General features: G+C 63.7%; 17 protein-coding genes and 1 tRNA gene. 2 read left to right on the forward strand and 16 right to left on the reverse strand.

Annotated features, from left to right (window positions below; translation table 11 throughout):
- Window positions 1–81 precede the first annotated feature (81 nt).
- The 7 genes from nusG to ACE03M_RS03385 all read right to left on the reverse strand — a co-directional run bounded on the left by nusG (window position 82) and on the right by ACE03M_RS03385 (window position 5,368).
- Window positions 82–1,029, reverse strand: a complete 948-nt coding sequence (nusG, locus tag ACE03M_RS03355; protein WP_485932743.1) for a transcription termination/antitermination protein NusG — start codon at window positions 1,027–1,029, stop codon at window positions 82–84.
- A gap of 94 nt (window positions 1,030–1,123) precedes the next feature.
- A complete protein-coding gene (gene secE, locus ACE03M_RS03360) occupies window positions 1,124–1,399 on the reverse strand; it encodes a preprotein translocase subunit SecE (RefSeq protein WP_143921975.1) in 276 nt (91 codons plus the stop codon).
- A 98-nt stretch (window positions 1,400–1,497) separates the two neighbouring features.
- Window positions 1,498–1,570: transfer RNA gene (locus ACE03M_RS03365), tRNA-Trp, on the reverse strand.
- A 126-nt stretch (window positions 1,571–1,696) separates the two neighbouring features.
- A complete protein-coding gene (locus tag ACE03M_RS03370) occupies window positions 1,697–3,379 on the reverse strand; it encodes a metallophosphoesterase family protein (RefSeq protein WP_485932744.1) in 1,683 nt (560 codons plus the stop codon).
- 23 nt (window positions 3,380–3,402) lie between these two features.
- On the reverse strand, window positions 3,403–4,482 hold the full coding sequence (locus tag ACE03M_RS03375) for a UDP-N-acetylmuramate dehydrogenase (RefSeq protein ID WP_485932745.1): 1,080 nt from the start codon (window positions 4,480–4,482) through the stop codon (window positions 3,403–3,405).
- A complete protein-coding gene (locus ACE03M_RS03380) occupies window positions 4,479–4,922 on the reverse strand; it encodes a MaoC/PaaZ C-terminal domain-containing protein (protein ID WP_485932746.1) in 444 nt (147 codons plus the stop codon). Before ACE03M_RS03380 ends, ACE03M_RS03375 begins: the two co-directional genes overlap by 4 nt.
- Window positions 4,919–5,368 carry an FAS1-like dehydratase domain-containing protein gene (locus ACE03M_RS03385; RefSeq protein ID WP_485932747.1) on the reverse strand — a complete coding sequence of 150 codons (450 nt, stop codon included), beginning with the start codon at window positions 5,366–5,368 and terminating at the stop codon, window positions 4,919–4,921. The genes ACE03M_RS03380 and ACE03M_RS03385 overlap by 4 nt, the downstream gene beginning before the upstream one ends.
- Window positions 5,369–5,650: 282 nt before the next feature.
- Here ACE03M_RS03385 and ACE03M_RS03390 point away from each other — a divergent pair, with 282 nt between their 5' ends.
- Window positions 5,651–7,441, forward strand: coding sequence for a biotin carboxylase (locus tag ACE03M_RS03390; protein ID WP_485932748.1), 1,791 nt, complete (start codon window positions 5,651–5,653; stop codon window positions 7,439–7,441).
- Between the two features lie 76 nt (window positions 7,442–7,517).
- On the forward strand, window positions 7,518–8,729 hold the full coding sequence (locus ACE03M_RS03395) for a serine hydrolase domain-containing protein (RefSeq protein WP_143921980.1): 1,212 nt from the start codon (window positions 7,518–7,520) through the stop codon (window positions 8,727–8,729).
- A gap of 70 nt (window positions 8,730–8,799) precedes the next feature.
- On the opposite strand, the gene ACE03M_RS03400 is transcribed toward ACE03M_RS03395, so the two are convergent.
- The 9 genes from ACE03M_RS03400 to ACE03M_RS03440 form a co-directional block, all read right to left on the reverse strand.
- On the reverse strand, window positions 8,800–10,026 hold the full coding sequence (locus tag ACE03M_RS03400) for an MFS transporter (protein ID WP_143921981.1): 1,227 nt from the start codon (window positions 10,024–10,026) through the stop codon (window positions 8,800–8,802).
- 33 nt (window positions 10,027–10,059) lie between these two features.
- Entirely contained in the window at window positions 10,060–11,181 is a 1,122-nt protein-coding gene (locus ACE03M_RS03405) for an NAD(P)/FAD-dependent oxidoreductase (RefSeq protein ID WP_485932749.1), read from the reverse strand.
- Window positions 11,182–11,373: 192 nt separating this feature from the next.
- Window positions 11,374–12,783 carry an FAD-dependent oxidoreductase gene (locus tag ACE03M_RS03410; RefSeq protein WP_485932750.1) on the reverse strand — a complete coding sequence of 470 codons (1,410 nt, stop codon included), beginning with the start codon at window positions 12,781–12,783 and terminating at the stop codon, window positions 11,374–11,376.
- A gap of 17 nt (window positions 12,784–12,800) precedes the next feature.
- Complete coding sequence (gene fdxA, locus ACE03M_RS03415) at window positions 12,801–13,127, reverse strand: ferredoxin (RefSeq protein ID WP_485932751.1); 327 nt, start codon at window positions 13,125–13,127, stop codon at window positions 12,801–12,803.
- Window positions 13,124–13,924: a uroporphyrinogen-III C-methyltransferase gene (cobA, locus tag ACE03M_RS03420; protein WP_143924650.1), complete on the reverse strand. Its 801-nt coding sequence runs from the start codon at window positions 13,922–13,924 to the stop codon at window positions 13,124–13,126. Before cobA ends, fdxA begins: the two co-directional genes overlap by 4 nt.
- A complete protein-coding gene (locus ACE03M_RS03425; RefSeq protein WP_485932752.1) occupies window positions 13,921–15,249 on the reverse strand; it encodes a sulfate adenylyltransferase subunit 1 in 1,329 nt (442 codons plus the stop codon). The genes cobA and ACE03M_RS03425 overlap by 4 nt, the downstream gene beginning before the upstream one ends.
- Window positions 15,249–16,157 carry a sulfate adenylyltransferase subunit CysD gene (gene cysD, locus ACE03M_RS03430; protein ID WP_485932753.1) on the reverse strand — a complete coding sequence of 303 codons (909 nt, stop codon included), beginning with the start codon at window positions 16,155–16,157 and terminating at the stop codon, window positions 15,249–15,251. Before cysD ends, ACE03M_RS03425 begins: the two co-directional genes overlap by 1 nt.
- A complete protein-coding gene (locus ACE03M_RS03435) occupies window positions 16,154–16,927 on the reverse strand; it encodes a phosphoadenylyl-sulfate reductase (RefSeq protein WP_485932754.1) in 774 nt (257 codons plus the stop codon). Before ACE03M_RS03435 ends, cysD begins: the two co-directional genes overlap by 4 nt.
- Window positions 16,924–18,648, reverse strand: a complete 1,725-nt coding sequence (locus ACE03M_RS03440) for a nitrite/sulfite reductase (protein ID WP_485932755.1) — start codon at window positions 18,646–18,648, stop codon at window positions 16,924–16,926. The genes ACE03M_RS03435 and ACE03M_RS03440 overlap by 4 nt, the downstream gene beginning before the upstream one ends.
- Window positions 18,649–18,739 lie beyond the last annotated feature (91 nt).

Below are 18,739 nucleotides of genomic sequence, written 5' to 3' on the forward strand. Positions count from 1 at the left end.
ATGTCGGTGACAGGCATCACTGGGCGTGAATGGCGAAAGGGCCCGGAGTTCACCGGGCCCTTTCCTACCGTGGAAATCTGCTCAGAGCTTGGAGACCTGGTCGAAGCTGAGCTCGACGGGAACGTCGCGTTCGAAGATCGACAGCAGCACTGTGAGCTTCTGTGATTCCGGACGAATCTCCTGGATCGTTGCGGGGTGACCCTCGAAGGAACCCTCCTTGACGAGCACGGACTCGCCGACCTCGTACTCCACCTCGGTGATGGGGGCGGATTTCGCGGCCTGCTCGGCCTGCACTCCTTCGGCGGCAGCGGCTTCGGCCTGGCGCTCTTCGAATATCGGAGCGAGCATCGTGAAGACCTCGTCGATGGACAGAGGAGTCGGGTCGTAGGCGTTGCCCACGAATCCGGTCACGCCCGGGGTGTGGCGAACCGCGCCCCATGACTCATCGGTGAGTTCCATGCGCACGAGCACGTAGCCCGGAATGCGCACGCGACGGACCTGCTTGCGCTGGCCGTTCTTGATCTCGACGACATCTTCCATCGGCACCTGGGACTCGAAGATGAACTCTTCGAGGTTGAGGCTGATGGAACGGTTCTCAAGGTTCTGCTTGACCCGGTTCTCGTAGCCTGCGTAGGAGTGGATGACGTACCAGTCACCCTCCTGCATGCGCAGTTCCGACTTGAACTCTTCGGCCGGGTCGGCCTCGGCGGCAGGGGCCTCATCCGTCTCGGCTGATTCGGCTGCTGCGTCATCGCCGGGGGCAACCTCATCGGAGTCGGCTGCGGCACTGTCGTCATCAGAGGCGGCATCCTCGGCAGAGACGGCGGCTTCGTCAGAAGCGGCATCGTCGGCAGGTGCCTCTTCAGAAACAACCTCGTCAGCGGGTGCGTCTTCGACCAGCGCGTCGTCGGCGCTCACAGCGGAGGTTTCGTTCTCGACGTCTTCCACCACTGGTGCAACGCTCGACTCCTCTGGAGTGGCGTTCTGTGTCTCAGGGGTTTCCTGCTCAGGTGAATTGGTATCCGACACCGATCAATTCCTCGCTTCGCGTGTAGTGATTCCCGTATGGGAGTGAAGGGTCTGCAATGTGTTTGAAATCCAAGTGATCACCGCTGGGGGTGAGTCACCACAATGGCCACAGCGGTGTTCCGCCGAAGACGAATCCGACGAGCTTGCCGAACACGAGGTCGAGAACTACCACGAGAAGCATCATGAAGAGGATGAAGCCCAGCACAACCAGGGTGTAATTGACCAGTTGCTTACGTGTCGGGGTGACGACCTTCTTCAGCTCCGCGATGACTTCGCGGAAGAACTGCAGGATTCGTCCGAAGAACCCGAGCTGCTTACGACTGGCGCCTTTGGGCTTATCTCCAGTCTTCTTTGCCGGTGTGTCTTCCACACATCCTCACTCGGTCGGTTTCCATTGGGACAGCACAATTGTTCAAGCCCGTCGAGGACGGCGTTTCGCCGATATGACTCAAGCAGATATCAACTGCGCAGGGGTGACAGGACTCGAACCTGCAACCTACGGTTTTGGAGACCGTTGCGCTACCAATTGCGCCACACCCCTTCGATTCGACACCCTCGATTCGTGTTCCCCGAGTTGTGTCCAACCACGAGAAACGAGCATACCGCCTGTGACCGCCGTTAGTCGAACCGGGCTCCCATACCTGTCTGAACTCGACTTCCCCGCCCCTCATTCCTCCTCGCTCGCGGGCTGTGTCTGGGGCGGCTGAGCGACCAGCGGCACAGGCTCCGGGAAGGTCTTCCAGGGGTCGATCGTGACCGTCTTGTCGGGGCTGACCGTGACGATCTGGACGTCTATGGGCCGTTTGGTCCGATTGTCCACGCGCACGATGCTCAGTTCCGCGTCCATCTTCAGCGGCCCCGGGGTCAGTGCGTTCGCCAGGGCGCCGCCTGTTGTCGAACTCACATAGCGGACTCCGCTGCCCAGGGCCTCCGGGCCGACTCGTTTGTGCCAGTGTCCGCTGAGGCTGTGCTGCGCACATCCGGAGCGCAGCGACGGCGCCCCGACCCGCGCATCGTGGATGACCATGATGTCGAAGTCGCTCGCACAGGCCTCGTCGTTGAGCTTCTGCGCGAACTGATCGGCGGTGAGATCGGTCTCAAGCTGCGGCCCGGATCCGAACACGGTCCGACGGGGATCCGGTCCGCCGAAGAACGTCACTCCGCTCATCTTCGCACTCGTGTCGTCGAGGACCTTCCAGCCCTGACTCCTTGCGTGATTCGTGGTTTCAGTGGAGTCGTGGTTGCCCTTGACCATCATCCGCGGCAGCTTGTCAGGCAGTTCGTCGTCGAGCACATCAAGGCAGTAGTTCTCCGCCGAGGTGCCCGTCATCGTTACGTCTCCCCCGTCGATGTAGGCATCGGCGTCGCTCATCCGAGTCACCGCGCCGACGACGCGGGCCATGCCGATGTTGCAGTGCAGGTCCGAGCCGAATACGAATGTCGATACGTCAGCGTTCAGCCCGTCCTCGTCCCCACCCGGGCGAGGCACCATCCCCTGATCCGACCAATTGCCGGTCTGAGGGCGCGTGGTCCATTGAGTGCCCAGGTTCTCCAGCACTTGGTCGTAGAAGGCGTCGTTGTCGTCGGAGAAGTCCTTGACCGCTGTGAACGCGGCATCGATGACCCCGCCGAGGCGGCCCGTGACCTGTGCACCCGCCAGTGGGGTCCCGTCGAACGCGGGATCGGCGTCGAGAGGCTTGGGGCGGGTGAGAACTGCTGTGCCGACACTTGCCAGGACGAGGATGGTGACCAGGCCGATGCCGATGAGCTCCTTTCCGACGAAAGCCCTCCCGATCCCGGCGAGCCGAACGGGCCCGAGGATGAACGCCATGGCCACGACCACACCGCTGATGAGGCAGACGGCCAGGGCCCACCGGGCCAGGATCTCGGTGGTCAAGCCGTCGACGACCTCATTGACCTGTGCTTGTGGGGCTGAGAACAGGGAAGCGTAGGAGGCGATGTCGCCGCCCAGGGCATCGACCGCTCCTCCCCCGACTCCCTGCTCCGATCCGTCGGGGGCACCGTCCGATCCGTCGGGGGAACTTCTGTCAGAACGCCGTTCGGAGGCACCTGCGTGGGAGTCGTCCTCGTCTGTTCCGGAGACCGGGATCTGTCCGATGTCGACAGACAGTCCCAGCCCCAGCGGCAGATAGTCGTCTGCGGGGACGAGCAGTTTGCCCAAGGGACCGAAGTCAACGGTCAGCCGGGAGTCTGCCGTGATCTGATAGCGGGCCTCATGCGGGCCGAAGCTGAGATCAGCACGTGCAGACAGGAGCGCCCAGGGCAGGGTCACAGCTGCGACCACAGCAATGAGGATCAGCAGGGCTGAGGTTCTCCGACGTGGCGACACAGGCTGCATTCCAGGGCACGGTCTCAGAGCGAGCAGGCGATGAACGTGGGTTCAGGCTCGAGGACGATGTCGAACTTCTCATTCACCCCGTCGACCACGGCACGGGCGAGTTCGAGGACGTCGTCGGTCGCCGCCTGGCCACGATTCGTCAGTGCCAAGGTGTGTTTGGTCGACAGGCTTGCCCGACCCTTCCCGACGCTGAAGCCCTTGGAGAATCCCGCGTGTTCGATCAGCCAGGCCGCCGAAGTCTTCGTCCGTCCTTCGATCGTCGATCCGCTCAGTGGATCGGTGACCGGGTAGCGGGGTGCCTCGGCGGGCAGCTCGGCGGGGTCGTCGACGATCGGGTTCGTGAAGAAGGAACCAGCTGACCAGGTGTCGTGGTCCTCTGGGTCCACAACCATGCCTTTGGACCTGCGCAGGGAGATGACGCTGCTGCGCACCAGCGTGGCCGGCACCGACTCCCCGATCTCGACATCCAATGCCGAGGCGAGCTGTGCGTAGCGCACCGGCAGGGAGTTCGGGCTGCGGTGCAGATCGAAGGTCACCGACAGCACAAGGTACTGGGCAGTGCCCGTTCTCTGCTGCGCACGTTTGAGCGCCGAGGTGCGGTAGCCGAACTCGAGTTCGGCGGCACTGAGGTGACGGACCTGCCCGGCGAGGCGATCGAATACCTCGACCGAGGTGATGAGTTCTCCGACCTCTGTCCCGTAGGCGCCCACGTTCTGAATCGGAGTCGCTCCGACAGAGCCGGGAATCCCGGACAGGGCCTCGAGACCCGAGAGACCGGAGCCGAGGGTGAAGGCGACGAATTCGTCCCAGTTCTCCCCCGCCTCGGCGGTGACATGGGTTTCGGTCTCCGAGGTATCGGTCATCGTCACACCCTTGGTGGCGACCACGCACACCTCGGCGTCGAAGCCGGCATCGGAGACGAGGAGGTTCGATCCGCCGCCGATGAAGAGTACATCGGCCGCGGGTTGAGCCGACAGACTCAGGGGATGTTCACGAGAGAAGTCCACAAGATCGTCCCTGGTCTCGGCGATATGCAGCTTGGCTGCTGGGCCGCCGAGGTGGAACGTCGTGAACTCTGCCAGATCCGTCGTCACCGCGAGACTCGGATCTGGGTGCGGCTGAGCACATCCTGGCCACCGGACTTCACCGTGACGTCGATGCGAGCGGTGCCCACAGCTCCGTCGACGGCCCCGACCACCGCGGTCATCGACAGTGCGGCGGTAGGTGTGGCCGGTGTGCCGGATTCGGCGTCGGGGACGAGCACCGGCGCGGAGAACCGTGTCCGGTAGTCGACGATCGCGCCCGGATCGCCGATCCATTCGACGATGGGGGCGATGACGACGGCCATCGAGAGCATGCCGTGGGCGATGACTCCCTCAAGACCCACCTCGGTGGCGAAGCGTTCTGACCAATGGATCGGGTTGTGATCGCCCGAGGCGCCCGCGTAGTCGACGAGCGATGCCCGCGACAGGGGGATCTCGGCTTCGACGACGGTGTCTCCGATGGTCAGTTGGGAGAAGTCGGTGACGCTCATTCTCCGTCTCCTCTCACAACGATGGTCGAGTTCACTGTGACGACAGGCTGTTCGGCGGCGTCGGTGATCTCTGTGCGGGTGGTGATCATGGCGTTGCCGCCCGACGCGCGCACGCCGTCGACGTGGGTCGTAGCGGCCAGGCGGTCACCGGCGACGATGGGCCGGGTGATGCTGAACTGCTCCGAACCGTGAACAACCTTGGAGAAGTCGATGCCGGACTCGGGGTCACTGATGTAAGCCGCTTCGGACTTCTGCGCGATGATCACGGCGAAGGTGGTCGGTGCCACGACGTCGTGATAGCCAAGGGCGGTCGCCGCCTCGGTCTCGAAGTGGTAGTCGGCCTTCGCGTTGGTGGCCAGCGCGAATTCCGCGACCGCCTCCCGCGACACCTCATAGGGGCGTGGCAGAGAATAGCTGGTTCCCTGCTTATCGGTATTCACCGGCATAGTGGCTCTCTTTCGAAAATACGTGGTGATCCCAGCCTAGCGGCCCCTCACCACGCGAGGGGAATTCACCCGACTGGTACCTGCGACCTCGGATTTGACCGCGAATTCGCATCGGGTTCATCCAATTGATGCACCATCGTCCTCAGCCCCCGAAAACTGGTATAGGTTGTTGCCCACATCACGTTTGACGTTCGGCATCCGAATCATCGCCGCGATGAGGCGGGCGGACGGCTCAGGTGACCGCGAGCAGTGAGCCCAGATGTATTGACAAGGAGCAGTGCCATGACGAACAATCCTGCAGGCCCACCCCCGTCGAAGACGACTGGGAACACGGACGGGTCGGGCACGCCGACCAGCACGCCGGGCACTGGAGTGGGCGCGAACAGGCGTGTGGTCAAGGACGCTGTCGCGGTTCCCGGCACCGGTCGACCAGTCAGCTCGACCGAGGCTCGCATTCCCGATGTCGCTGCCGCTGCGCCCCGGGCAGTGCCGGCAGCCGCCCCCACCCCAGCTTCCACCTCGGCGCCGGATCCGGCAGACGTCGAAGTCCATGTCGGCACCGATGCCGCCTATGCGGGCAAGGAGGCCGAACGGGTCCAGATCAGACGGCCGCTGCGCAACATCTCCGAGGTCCGACACTTCTTCCGCACCAACATCACGCCGATCTATTTCATCGGTGCGACCCCATTCAACCTGCTCGGCCTCGACCGCTGGGTCCGGAACTTCTCCTACATCACGTACTACGACGGATGGGACGGCGGGCACCCCCGCGTGTTCTCCCCGCGCTACAAACCGTTCGTCGAATTCGACAGTGGTGAGGCGATCAACAACTGGCTTCTCCTCAACGCCGAGGTGCGCGCCCATATGACGGCGAATGTGCCCCACGGTGAACGGCCCAAGGTGGCCATGGTCTTCTTCGACGAGGAGACCGAGCGGATCTGCCGCGAACTCGGCTACGACCTCATCCTGCCCTCGGCGACGCTGCGCAACCAGCTCGATTCGAAGATCGAGACGACGAAGCTCGGCAATGAGGCCGGGGCGTACTCCGTTCCCAATGTGCTCACCACGGCCGACACGTATGCCCAACTCAACGCCGAAGCCGAGAAGGAGAAGCTGGGCACCGACCTCGTCGTCCAGACCCCCTACGGGGATTCGGGGAAGACGACGTTCTTCATCGCTGCTGAAGAGGACTGGAACCGGCACAAGCACGACATCATCGGCGAACAGCTGAAGATCATGAAGCGCATCAACAACACGCCCGTGGCGGTGGAAGCGGTCATCACCAGCAGCGGAGTCGTCGTCGGCCCGTTCCTCACCGAACTGGCCGGCTTCGCCGAGCTCACTCCGTACAAGGGCGGCTGGTGCGGCAATGAGATGACCCCCGATGTGCTCACGGCAGACCAGCGCACACGTGCCAGAGAGCTGGTGCGACGTATGGGCGAGGGACTGCGCATGCGAGGCTACCGCGGCTTCTTCGAGGTCGATGTGCTCGTCGATCTGGACTCCGATGACGTGTATCTGGGCGAGCTCAATCCGCGCATCTCAGGAGCCTCGGCGATCACCAACGTCACCGCCGGCGCCTATGCCGACGTACCGCTGTTCCTGTTCCACCTGCTCGAATACCTCGACGTCGAATTCGATCTCGACGTCGATGAGATCAATGAGCGGTGGGAAGAGCTCTCCGGGGCTGATGAGTGGAGTCAGATGGTCATCAAGGAGACCGCTGACATCACCGAGTACATCACACACTCACCGCTGACCGGTCAGTACTTCCTCGATCAGTACGGGACTCTGACCTACAAACGCCCCGCGCTCGACTGGCATCCCCTGCAGAACGGCAATGAGGTGTTCTTCCTGCGCATCTTCGGGGCCGGCGAATACCGGTGGAAGGGCGCCGACCTCGGTGTGCTCGTGACGAAGAACCCGCTGCAGACCAAGGCCGGGGGTCCGAACGCACTGAGCATCCGGGCCAAGCACTTCATCGATTCGATCCGTGCGATGTACGCCGGTGTGCCTGTTGCTGTGGAGGATCCCTCACCTGCTCTTGGCGGCCCAGGAGCAAAGGGCGATTGACATCCGTGGTGGTAATCTCATCACGGACTGACGCAACTACCGCAGACTGCACGAGACGATATCGAAGAGGTGGAGAGTGACCGAGACGTCGCCGGACAATACTGTGCCCGTCGCCCCCGTCATCGACAAGGACAACTGGCAGGATGCCGATAACGTCCGCTGGTCCTTCCAGCACGTCGATCAGGTGCTGCCCACGACGCCGATCTCTCGCGGGGCCGGACCTGTGGCAGAGCTGCCTGTAAAGCTGCAGGACCTGGGCAGCATCGAGGTTCCGAAGACCGAGTTCTCAGAGGCTCGCAGCGTGCGCAGCGTCATCGAGGCCAGCGACACGGATGCGTGGATGGTCATGCACAACGGCACGGTGCTCGCCGAGGAGTACTTCTCCACGATGCGCCCGGAGACCGAACACCTGCTGATGTCGGTGAGCAAATCACTCGTGGGCACGGTGGCTGGTGTGCTCGTCGGCGCCGGGGATCTCGATCCGAACAGTCTGGTCACCGACTACGTCCCTGAGCTCGCATCCTCCGGCTATGCCGGGGCCACGGTGCGTCACATCCTCGACATGCGCTCGGGAATCAGATTCTCGGAGAATTACCTCGATCCGAAGTCCGAGGTCAGGCAGATCGAGGAGTCGATCGGCTGGTCTGAGACGAGCCCAGATGGCCAGGCCAAGGGCATGTATGAGTTCCTGACCACGCTGGAGGCGAAGTCCGAGCACGGCGGGGTCTACGAATACCGCTCGTGTGAGACCGATGTGCTGGGCTGGGTGTGCGAGAAGGTCGCCGGCGAGAGCATGCAGGCCCTCATGTCGCGCGTGCTGTGGTCGCGGATCGGAGCCGAACGCGATGCGCTCATAGCCACCGACCAATACGGCGTGGGCATGTTCGACGGTGGCATCAACACCACACTGCGCGACCTCGCTCGCTTCGGCTACCTGTATGCGAACCGGGGAGTCTCCCTCACCGGTGAACAGGTGGTGCCGACCTCGTGGGTCGGGGACACGCTCACCGGCGATGCGGACACCAGGAAGGCCTTCGCCGAGGGGCCCGATGACAATCGGATGCCCGGCGGAATGTATCGGAACCAGTTCTGGTTCCCCTTCCCGGATTCGCACGCGTTCCTCGCCCTGGGCATCCACGGGCAGATGATCTACATGAACCCGGGAGCCAACGTCGTCGGCGTCAAGCTCTCCAGCTGGGGCCTGCCGCAGGATGCTGCCAAACTGTTCCCCACGATCCGGGCATTCGACGCCCTGGCAAAAGCAATCAGCGCGCCAATCGTCGACTGAGCACTGTGCAGCTGGCGGTGGCTCAGCGAATCATGCGGTCGCCCTGTGAACCATGCGGCTGACCCGTGCCTCAGGTGTCGATTCGCACCGTGCGAAACGGCGAGAACCATAGGCCGACAGCGGCCAGGGTGAAGATTCCAGCGGCGATGATCAGCGCGAGTTCAGAGCTCGTGGCGGCAGCGAGGATCCCGGCCAGCGGCGACACGATGACCACGACTGCGCGATTCGTTGATCGCATCGTCGTGTTCGTCCGCGCCTGGAGGCCGTCGGGAGTGATCGACTGTCGGTAGGCCATTTCGTGGGAGTTGCTCAACCCGATGCCGAATCCGTGCAGAAAGACTCCGACGAAGAGGACTGGCACCGAACCGGTCATGACCGTTGCCACCAAGAGGACGAGGACTCCGCTCGCCGAGCACACATGCGCGAGGATCACGGCTCGCCCATTGCCCAGCCGCTCCCCTGCCGCACGTGAGCTCAGGGCGCCGATCATTCCGCCTATGCCGCTGCCGGCCATGACGATGCCGAACCAGAAGGCGTCGATGCCGATGTCGTTGAGGAAGTAGTCTGCGGTGACAGCCGCAAGGATGGCCTGCGCGGCGAACCACACATGGGTCCATACGGCGAGATCTCTCAGGCTCGGAGTCGAATAGACCCATTTCAGCCCGGCCCCGATCTCCCGGCGCAGGTTCGGCTGGGCCGACTCATCGGCCCGTAATCGGCTCGGTTCCTCAACTTGGATGAGAGAGACGACGACGGCCGAGAACAGGAAGGTGCCTACGTTGACGAGCACAGCGAACGGCGCCGCGACGACCGCGAGCAGCACACCGCCGATGGCCGGACCGGCCGTCTCAGCGACGGCGTTGGTCCCGTCGATCCTGGCATGGGCAGACTGCAGACTCCGTGTCGGAATCAGGCGGGGTACGAAGGCCTGCGAGGCACTGTCGTTGATGAGAGTCGCCGTTCCCAGAACCGCTGCAAGCAGAAGCAGCGAGCTCAGATTCAGCAGGTCCAGGTACCACAGCACCGGAATCGCACACAGCAGCAGCGCACGCACGAGGTCGCTGGCAATCATGACTGGCCTGCGCCGAACCCGATCGACGAGCGCACCCAGCACGAGGCCCAAGAGGAGATAGGGAAGCCACCTTGCTGCATTCATCCAGCCCAGGCCGACAGTCCCCGCGTGCAGGTAGTCGACGACGATGACCTGCAGTGTCAGGATGGTGATCCAGCTGCCGAATCCCGATGCGGTTTCGCCCGCCCAGAACCACCGAAAGGCTCGGGGCAGCTGCGCGCTCATGGCTTCAGGTTAGCAAGGCACTGTCGTTCGAGGTCATAGGCCCAAGTGCGCGATCTCTGCTGCTGGCTGGCCGAGGATCGCTCTGGCGATTGCGTCGCCGATGAGCGGACCCATCGTCAGCCCGCCCGCACCGAATCCGGAAGCCAGCCACAGGTCTTGCGCACCGGGGACAGCCCCGGCATAGGGCAGACCGCTCGTGCGTGTGGACATGGGCCTGACTCCGACTCTCGTCTCCACCACAGTGGCCTCTGCGAGTCCGGGAGCGATCCTGAGCGCATCGGAAAGGACCTGATACTGCCCCTCAGCTGTTGCGCGGACGTCGAATCCGACACCGTCCTCACGGGTAGCACCGATGACGACTCTGCCTCCGTCGAAGGGAGTGATGTAGTGGTGGTCGAGCGGGTGCACAGTCGGCCATGGCGAGGTGTTGATCCCGTGCAGACCCAGGTGAACCAGCTGTCCTCGCTGCGCGGTGATCGCCACGCTATGACCAAGCCTCTGCAGCATCTCCGTGCTTCGGGCTCCACCTGCGACGACGAGCGCGTCGAAGTCTTCCATCGCCGAGGTGGTCTCCATCTGCCACGTGCCTCCACGGCGTCCGGTGGAGATGGTTCTCGCCGAATCGTGCACAAGCCGCGCGCCGTAGGCCTGCGCTCCGGTCAGAATGGCATCGCGCAGGGTACGACCATCGACGCGACCGCCCCCGGTGATGAACAGCCCTGTCATCTCCGGGGCGATCGGCGGGAAGATCTCGCGCAGATTCGCAGAGTCCATGTCGTGGACCTGGCCGGCGACAGAGGCAGCATCTGCGACACGATCACGGATGAGTCGGGCCGCCTCGGCGAGCACGACAGGATCTGAGTTGACGACGAGCGCACCGGATCTGCGGTATCCCAGATCGGGGATCCCCAGAGCGCTGAGGCGATTGAGGAAGTCCGGGTAGAAGCTGCCTCCGGCGGCATAGGTCTCGTAGTAGGCGCCGGAGCTCGTTGAGACCCAGGGAGCAATGATGCCGGCGCTGGCGGCGGTCGCCTGACCGGCCATGGCGTCGTCGAAGATGGTGACGCTGACGTCGCGTGAGGCCAGGCCGAACGCGACCGAGACGCCTGCGATTCCGCCGCCGATGACGGCAACTCGAGCTGATGTGTCGGTCACGGCGGTACGTCTCCCCTGACGAGTGCAAACCTTGCATGGCGGCTGTTGATCACCTCGAGCCTACGCCCTCCCGCGCCCTCGCAAAGCCCTCTCAAAGCCCTCCCGGCAATAACGCACTGCGCCCCGCCAGTCTCCATTCCTACACGTGCAACGGGAGGAACAGAGGCTGACGGGGCGTGATGCTGATTCGGCTCAGGTGCCGGAGTGGGATTCGCTCTTCACCTGTTCACGGGCCTCGCGCAGCATGGCCTCGCGAGTCGCGATCTTCACACGCTCACGGCCTTCGACTTCGCCCAACGCCTTCTCAGCGGCCTCCAGTCGGTGGTAGCCTTCCCAGTCCACGAAGTCGACGCCTTTGGACTCGAGGAGTTCGACGATCGAGTCCTCGTCGGGGAACAGCGGCTCGGTGAGCACACCGGCGGCGCGGTCATCGAGGATGTGCCCGATCGTCTCCAGGGCATCGCCCTTCGTGTGACCGATGAGTCCGACCGGACCGCGCTTGATCCACCCTGTTGCGTAGACGCCCTGAACGACGTCTCCTTCAGCTGCCGAAGCCTGGTCGTCGGTGTCGACGACCCGACCCTCGTGATTCGGGATCACACGTTTGGCCTCGTCGAAGGGCAGCTGCGGAAGTGCTGTGCCGGCATAGCCGACGGCGCGATAGACAGCTGTGACGTCCCAGTCCACGAACTCCCCCGTGCCTGTGACTCCCCCGGTGCCGTCCAATTCCTGACGTTCCGTGCGCAGCCCCGTGACCTTGTCCTCGCCGAGGATGGTCACCGGGGAATGGAGGAAGTGCAGGTGCAGACGTCGCTTGGCTCCCACCGGCTCACGCATCGTGAAGTCCGTGAGCGTCTTCGCAACCTGCTTGGTCTGATTGTTCGACTCGATCGCAGCAAGCGACCCCTCATCGAACTCATAGTCTTCGGGGTAGACGATGATGTCGACATCCTTGACATGCCCCAGCTCACGCAGCTCCAACGGGGTGAACTTCGCCTGCGCAGGACCACGCCGACCAAACACATGCACATCGGTGACCTTCGAGGACTTCAGACCCTCGTAGACATGATCAGGAATCTCCGTCGTGTGCATATCATCAGCCTGCTTCGCCAGCACGCGTGCAACATCCAAAGCAACATTGCCATTGCCGATGACCGCGACCTTTTCGGCATCCAAAGGCCAGGTCTGGGCCACGTCCGGATGCGAGTCGTACCAGTTGACGAAGTCAGCGGCACCATAGGAACCGGGCAGATCGACTCCGGGCAGGTTCAACGAGGCATCGATGAAGCAGCCGGTGGAGAAGATCACCGCATCATAGCGATCCGTCAGCTCACCCAAGGCGATGTCGGCACCGTATTCGACGTTCGAGAACAAACGGATATCACCGCGGTCGAGGACCTTGATGAGGGCATTGATGATGCCCTTGATCCGTGGGTGGTCAGGAGCGACTCCGTAGCGGACCAGACCGAACGGAGTCGGCAGACGCTCGAAGAGGTCGATGCTGACCTCGAAGTCACGCTCGGCCTTTGTCAGCAGATCAGCAGCGTAGATGCCTGCGGGTCCGGCACCCACGATGGCCACGCGGAAGGGATTCGTCGTCATGGTTCTCCTCGGGACAGTCAGTCGTCAGTGTTCTGGGGCGGCAGGGCCGCGATGAAGGGGTGGTCGCCGTCGATGACTCCGTGCGCGGCGGCTCCGCCCGGGGATCCGATGGTGTCGAAGAAGTCGACGTTCGCAGAGTAGTAGGCTTCCCAAACGTCGGGGACGTCGTCTTCGTAGAAGATCGCCTCGACGGGGCAGACGGGTTCGCAGGCGCCGCAGTCGACGCATTCCTCGGGATGGATGTAGAGCGAGCGGCTGCCCTCGTAGATGCAGTCGACGGGGCATTCGTCGATGCAGGCCCGATCCTTCAGGTCGACGCAGGGCTGGGCGATGATGTAGGTCATGGGTTCCTCATGAGTTCTGGCTCGGATATCTGCGCTGCGGCGAAGGCTCCGACGGCATACGGGCTCAAGGTCACGACATCGCCGGCGATGACGACGGCCGGTGAGCGGACACCTCGGCGTGCGGCTTGGAAGGCGATCGTATCGAGAGTGCCGACGGTGACCCGCTGGTTGTCTCCGAACCCGTCTTCGATGATCGCGACAGGGCAGTCTCCCCCGCGGGCACCGCGGGCCAGGATCATCGCCGAATGCGCCAATGTGCCGATGCCCATGAGCACGACGACCGTGTGGTCGCGTCCTCCGCCGAGTTCGGAGAGCTGATCGTGGCCGGTGATGACTGTGTACGCGGTGGCCAGTCCCCTGTGAGTCAGCGGGATTCCGGCAACGGCGGGAACCGAGTTCGCACTCGTGACTCCCGGCACCACCTGCACATCGACGCCGGCTTCGTGGCAGTGGGCAAGCTCTTCGCCGCCGCGGCCGAAGACGAACGGGTCTCCGCCTTTGAGTCGGACCACGCGGCGCCCGGCGCGAGCCTGTTCGACGAGGATCTCGTTGATCCGCTGCTGCGGAACCGGATGGTGCCCCGGGGTCTTGCCGACGTCGATGATCTCGGCATCGAGTGACTCCCCACGCTCGGTCTCGAGCTGGTCGATGACCGAACGCGCGCCGAGGCGGTCCGCCACGATGACCTCGGCCGCTTCCAACGCGCGCAGGCCTTTGACGGTCAGCAGGCCGAGATCACCGGGGCCCGCACCGATGAGCAGCACGCTGCCCGGTGTCTGACGAGTGAAGAGACTCATGGCTGATCGTCCTCGGGAGTGTGGATTCCTGCGGCCACGGTGGACCCGGTCTGCGGATCGATGATGAGGAAGCCGCCCGCGCGTCCGTGCTCGCGGAAGTCCGCGATCAGCAGAGCGGTGGCCAGCTTCACCTCGGCGGTGCCGATGTCGTTGCCGGCGAGCACCTCGGCAGGTTCGGATCCTGAGGTCAGCAGGTTGTGCTTCGATTCGATCGTCACGATCGCCTTGACCGTCGAGGTCCCGGCCTTGACGAGCACCCGGTCACCCGAGCTCAGTCCATCGGAGGTGAAGGGGAAGACGTCGGCCCGCAGAGCCTTGCGAGGTTCGGGCAGGCTTCCGGCAGCGGCGAGGACGCTGCCGCGCGCGGTGTCGATGTCATCTGCCAGACGCAGCGCCACGGACAGCGGGGCGCCCGCGGACTCCAGCGGGCCATCTGCCGTATCGATGCCGACCACCGTGGTTCTCAGACCGGCCGGATGAACGTCGATCTCATCGCCGAGGCGGATCCGTCCTGATGTGACCTGGCCGGTCACCGCCCGGTAGTCGCGGAACTCATCGGGGTCGAGTCCCGGTGCCAGGCCGCCCTGCGGGCGCAGGACGGACTGCACGTCGAGGCGGAAGGGCTCGAGGTCGGCCGTGTCCTCTTCCTTGCTCGGCAGGTTCTCGAGCAGCTCCAGCAACGCGGGACCCTGGTACCAAGGCGTGTTCGCCGAAGCCTCGGCCACATTGTCACCTGCCAGTGCAGAGACCGGGATCAGATGAGCCGAGTCGAGTCCGATCTCAGCCGTCAGCGCTTCGATCTCGGCCTTCACCTTCGCGTACGCCACCTGATCGTAGTCGAGGAGGTCGATCTTGTTGATCGCAAGTATGACGTGCCCGATGCCCAGACGGTGGACGACTGTGAGGTGGCGTCGGGTCTGTTCCGTGGCTCCGGTGCGCGCGTCGATGAGGACGACGACGGCGTCGGCGGTCGTCGCCCCTGTGACCATGTTCCGGGTGTACTGGACGTGTCCGGGGCAGTCGGCGAGGATGAACGACCGTTTGTCGGTGGCGAAGTAGCGGTAGGCGACGTCGATCGTGATTCCCTGTTCTCGTTCGGCCCGCAGGCCGTCGGTGAGCAGGGCGAAGTCGAATTCGCCTCCGACGAAGCCGCGCTCCTCACTGGTGCGCGTGACGGCCTCCAGTTGGTCGGCGAGGATTGCCTTCGCATCGTGGAGGAGTCGACCCACGAGCGTCGACTTGCCGTCGTCGACGGAGCCGGCCGTGGCGAAGCGCAGCAGCGTCTTCGTCTGCGTGGCAGCGGTGGTGTCTGGGGTCGTGGTCATCAGAAGTATCCGTCCTTCTTGCGGTCTTCCATCGCCGCGGCCGAGATCCGGTCGTCGGCGCGGGTCGCTCCGCGTTCTGTCACAGTGGTCACAGCCACCTCGGCGAGGACCGAGGAGATGTCATCGGCGTCGGATTCCACGGCGCCCGTGCAGCTCATGTCGCCGACGGTGCGGTAGCGCACCGACTTGCGGATGACGGACTCATCAGGCCGCGGGGCCGAGAACTCGCCCGTTGACCACCACATGCCGTCACGCTGGAAGACCTCGCGTTCGTGGGCATAGTAGAGGTGGGGCAGGGCGATGTTCTCCCGGGCGATGTAGCTCCACACATCGAGTTCGGTGAAGTTCGAGATGGGGAACACGCGCACGTGCTCGCCATTGACGTGGCGACCGTTGTAGAGGTTCCACAGCTCGGGGCGCTGGTTGCTCGGATCCCACTGGCCGAATTCATCGCGCAAGGAGAAGATGCGCTCCTTGGCGCGGGCCTTGTCCTCGTCACGGCGGGCACCGCCGAAGACGGCGTCGAATCCGCCCTCGGCGATCGCGTCGATGAGCGGCTGGGTCTGCAGAGTATTGCGGGTTCCATCGGCGCGCTCGCGCAGGCGGCCGTCGTCGATGTAGTCCTGGACCCTCGCTACGCTCAAATCGATGCCGTAGCGCGCGGCGGTCTCATCGCGGAACTTGAGAATCTCTGGAAAATTGTGGCCGGTGTCGACGTGGAGAAGACCGAACGGGATCTTCGCGGGCCAGAAGGCCTTGGCCGCGAGGTGGAGGACGGTGACGGAGTCCTTGCCGCCGGAGAACAGCAGCACGGGCTTCTCGAATTCGGCGGCGACCTCGCGGATGATATGGATCGCTTCGGATTCGAGGACGTCGAGGGTGGACAGTGGTGTGTGATCGATGCTCATACGTGCAGCCCGCATTCTGTTTTCGAGGTTCCAGCCCAACGACCGGCACGGGGGTCCTCCCCCTCGGCCACCGGGTTGGTGCAGGGCTTGCATCCGATGGATGGATATCCCTGCGACAGCAGTGGATTGACCGGCACGTCGAAAGCACCGGCGTAGTCGAGAAGATCGTCGAAGGACCAGGCAGCCAGAGGGTTGATCTTGACAAGCCCGTTCTTCTCATCGAAGGTCACCAGCGGCGTATTCGCGCGGGTCGGTGCTTCGTCCCTGCGGACTCCGGTGAACCAGAGTTCGTAGCCGGCCAAAGACTTCTTCAGAGGTGCAACCTTGCGCCGGGCGCAGCAGAGGCCGGGGTCACGATTGAACAGCTCAGCACCGAATTCCGCGTCCTGCTGTGCCACGGTCTGTTCCGGGAGGACGTCGACGATGTTGACGTCGACCTTCCTGGCCACCTCGTCGCGGGTCGAATAGGTCTGGGCGAAGTGGTAGCCGGTGTCGAGGAAGAGCACGTCGACGCCGGGCAGGTACTGGGCGACATAGTGCGGCAGGGCCGCATCGGCCATCGAGCAGGCCACCGCGCAGGTGGAGGTCTCGAAATTGCGTGAGACCCAGCGGATGACGTCGGCCGGGTTGGCCTCGGCCACGCCGTTGTCTGGATCGCCTGCCAGCTCCTTGGCCCCCGCCTCGGCGAGGGACTTGAGCTCTTCGATGCCGCGGCGGTGGCGGGTGGGCGTGGGCAGCGCTGCTGTGGTTCGGGTTTCCGTGGTGCTCATACCAACTCCTCGTCTTCGACGCGGTGGGCCCAGTGGGAAAATGTCTCATTGTCATCGCGACCGGCGAGGAAACGGCGAACGAGCTTTTCGACGTAGTCACTGAGGTTGTCGACTGTGACCTTGAGGCCGCGGACAGTGCGGCCCAGACCTGCTTCGTCGCGGTCCTTCGATGCCAGACCTCCACCGACGTGGACCTGGAATCCGGGCGACTGGACGCCGTCCTCGCTGGTCACGAGCTGACCTTTGAGTCCGATGTCGGCCGTCTGGATGCGTGCGCAGGAGTTCGGGCAGCCGTTGAGGTGCAAGCTGATGGGGTGCGGCAGGTCGATCCCGGCGAGCCGTTCTTCGAGCTTTGCAACGGCGTCTGCGGCAGTCTGCTTAGTCTCGACGATCGCAAGTTTGCAGTATTCGATGCCGGTGCAGGCCATCGTGGAGCGGCGGAACAGATCCTTCCGACTGGACAGGCCGAGGGCGTCGAGGCCTGCGACGACCTCGTCGATGTCTGCCTCCTCGATATCGAGGAGCAGGACCTTCTGGTGCGGAGTGGTGCGCAGGCGTGTCGATCCGAACTTCTCCGCCAGATCGGCGATCTGGGTCAGCAGGGTGCCCGAGGCCCGGCCGGCGATGAGGGTGACGCCGATGTAGTACTTCCCGTCGGCCTGCTTGTGCACGCCCACGTGATCACCGGCAGTCATGGGCTTCTCGGGGGCAGGACCGTCAGCGAGCTTGTATCCGAGGTATTCGGTCTCGAGGATGTCGCGGAATTTCTCCGGACCCCAATCGGCGAGCAGAAACTTCATGCGCGCCTTGTTGCGCAGCCGGCGGTAGCCGTAGTCGCGGAAGATCTCGGTCACGCCCAGCCAGGTCTCAACGACCTGACCTGGGGCGACCCATGTGCCCAACCTTTCGGCGAAGCGCGGTACCGTTGACAGCGCACCGCCGACCCACAGATCGTAGCCGATGCCCTTCTCGGGGTGCTCGACGGCGACGAATGAGCAGTCGTTGATCTCGTGGACGACGTCTTGGCTGGGGTGACCGGTGATCGCGGTCTTGTACTTGCGCGGCAGGTTCGACAGGCTCGGGTCGCCGATGTAGCGACGAGAGATCTCCTCGATCGCCGGGGTGGGGTCGATGAGCTCATCTGCGGCGATTCCGGCCACCGGTGACCCGAGGATGACACGCGGCACGTCGCCGCAGGCTTCGGTCGTCTGCAGACCGACTGCTTCGAGGCGGTGCCAGATCTCGGGGACGTTCTCGATCTCGATCCAGTGGAGCTGAATGTTCTGACGGTCGGTGAGGTCGGCGCTGCCCCGACCGAAGTCATTCGAGATCCCAGCGATCGTGCGCAGCTGCTCGGTGGTGAGCTTGCCACCGTCGATGCGCACCCGAAGCATGAAGTACTCGTCCTCGAGCTCGTGCGGCTCGAGCTTGGCGGTGCGCCCGCCATCGATGCCGGGCTTCCGCTGTGTATATAGCCCCCACCAACGGAAACGCCCGTGCAGGTCATCCGGATCGATCGAGGCGAAGCCGCCCTTCGAATACACCTCTTCGATCCGGGTGCGCACGTTGAGGCCATTGTCCTCGGCCTTGTCGACTTCATTTTTGTTCAACGGTTCCTGACCGTCGATCTTCCACTGACCGTTTGACTTCTTCGGTCGGGCCGGCCGTGCGGAAGCCCCAGATCTCGGAGTCTGCTTGATTTCTTCTACATGTGCGGACACGATCGTCTCCAAACGCTGCTGTGAACCTTTGAAGAGTCACGCTACAAGAGATATAGATTGCTCAACAAATTAGGGTCCCCAATCACGTCGT

The sequence above is a fragment of the Brevibacterium sp. AGC70 genome (assembly GCF_057334195.1).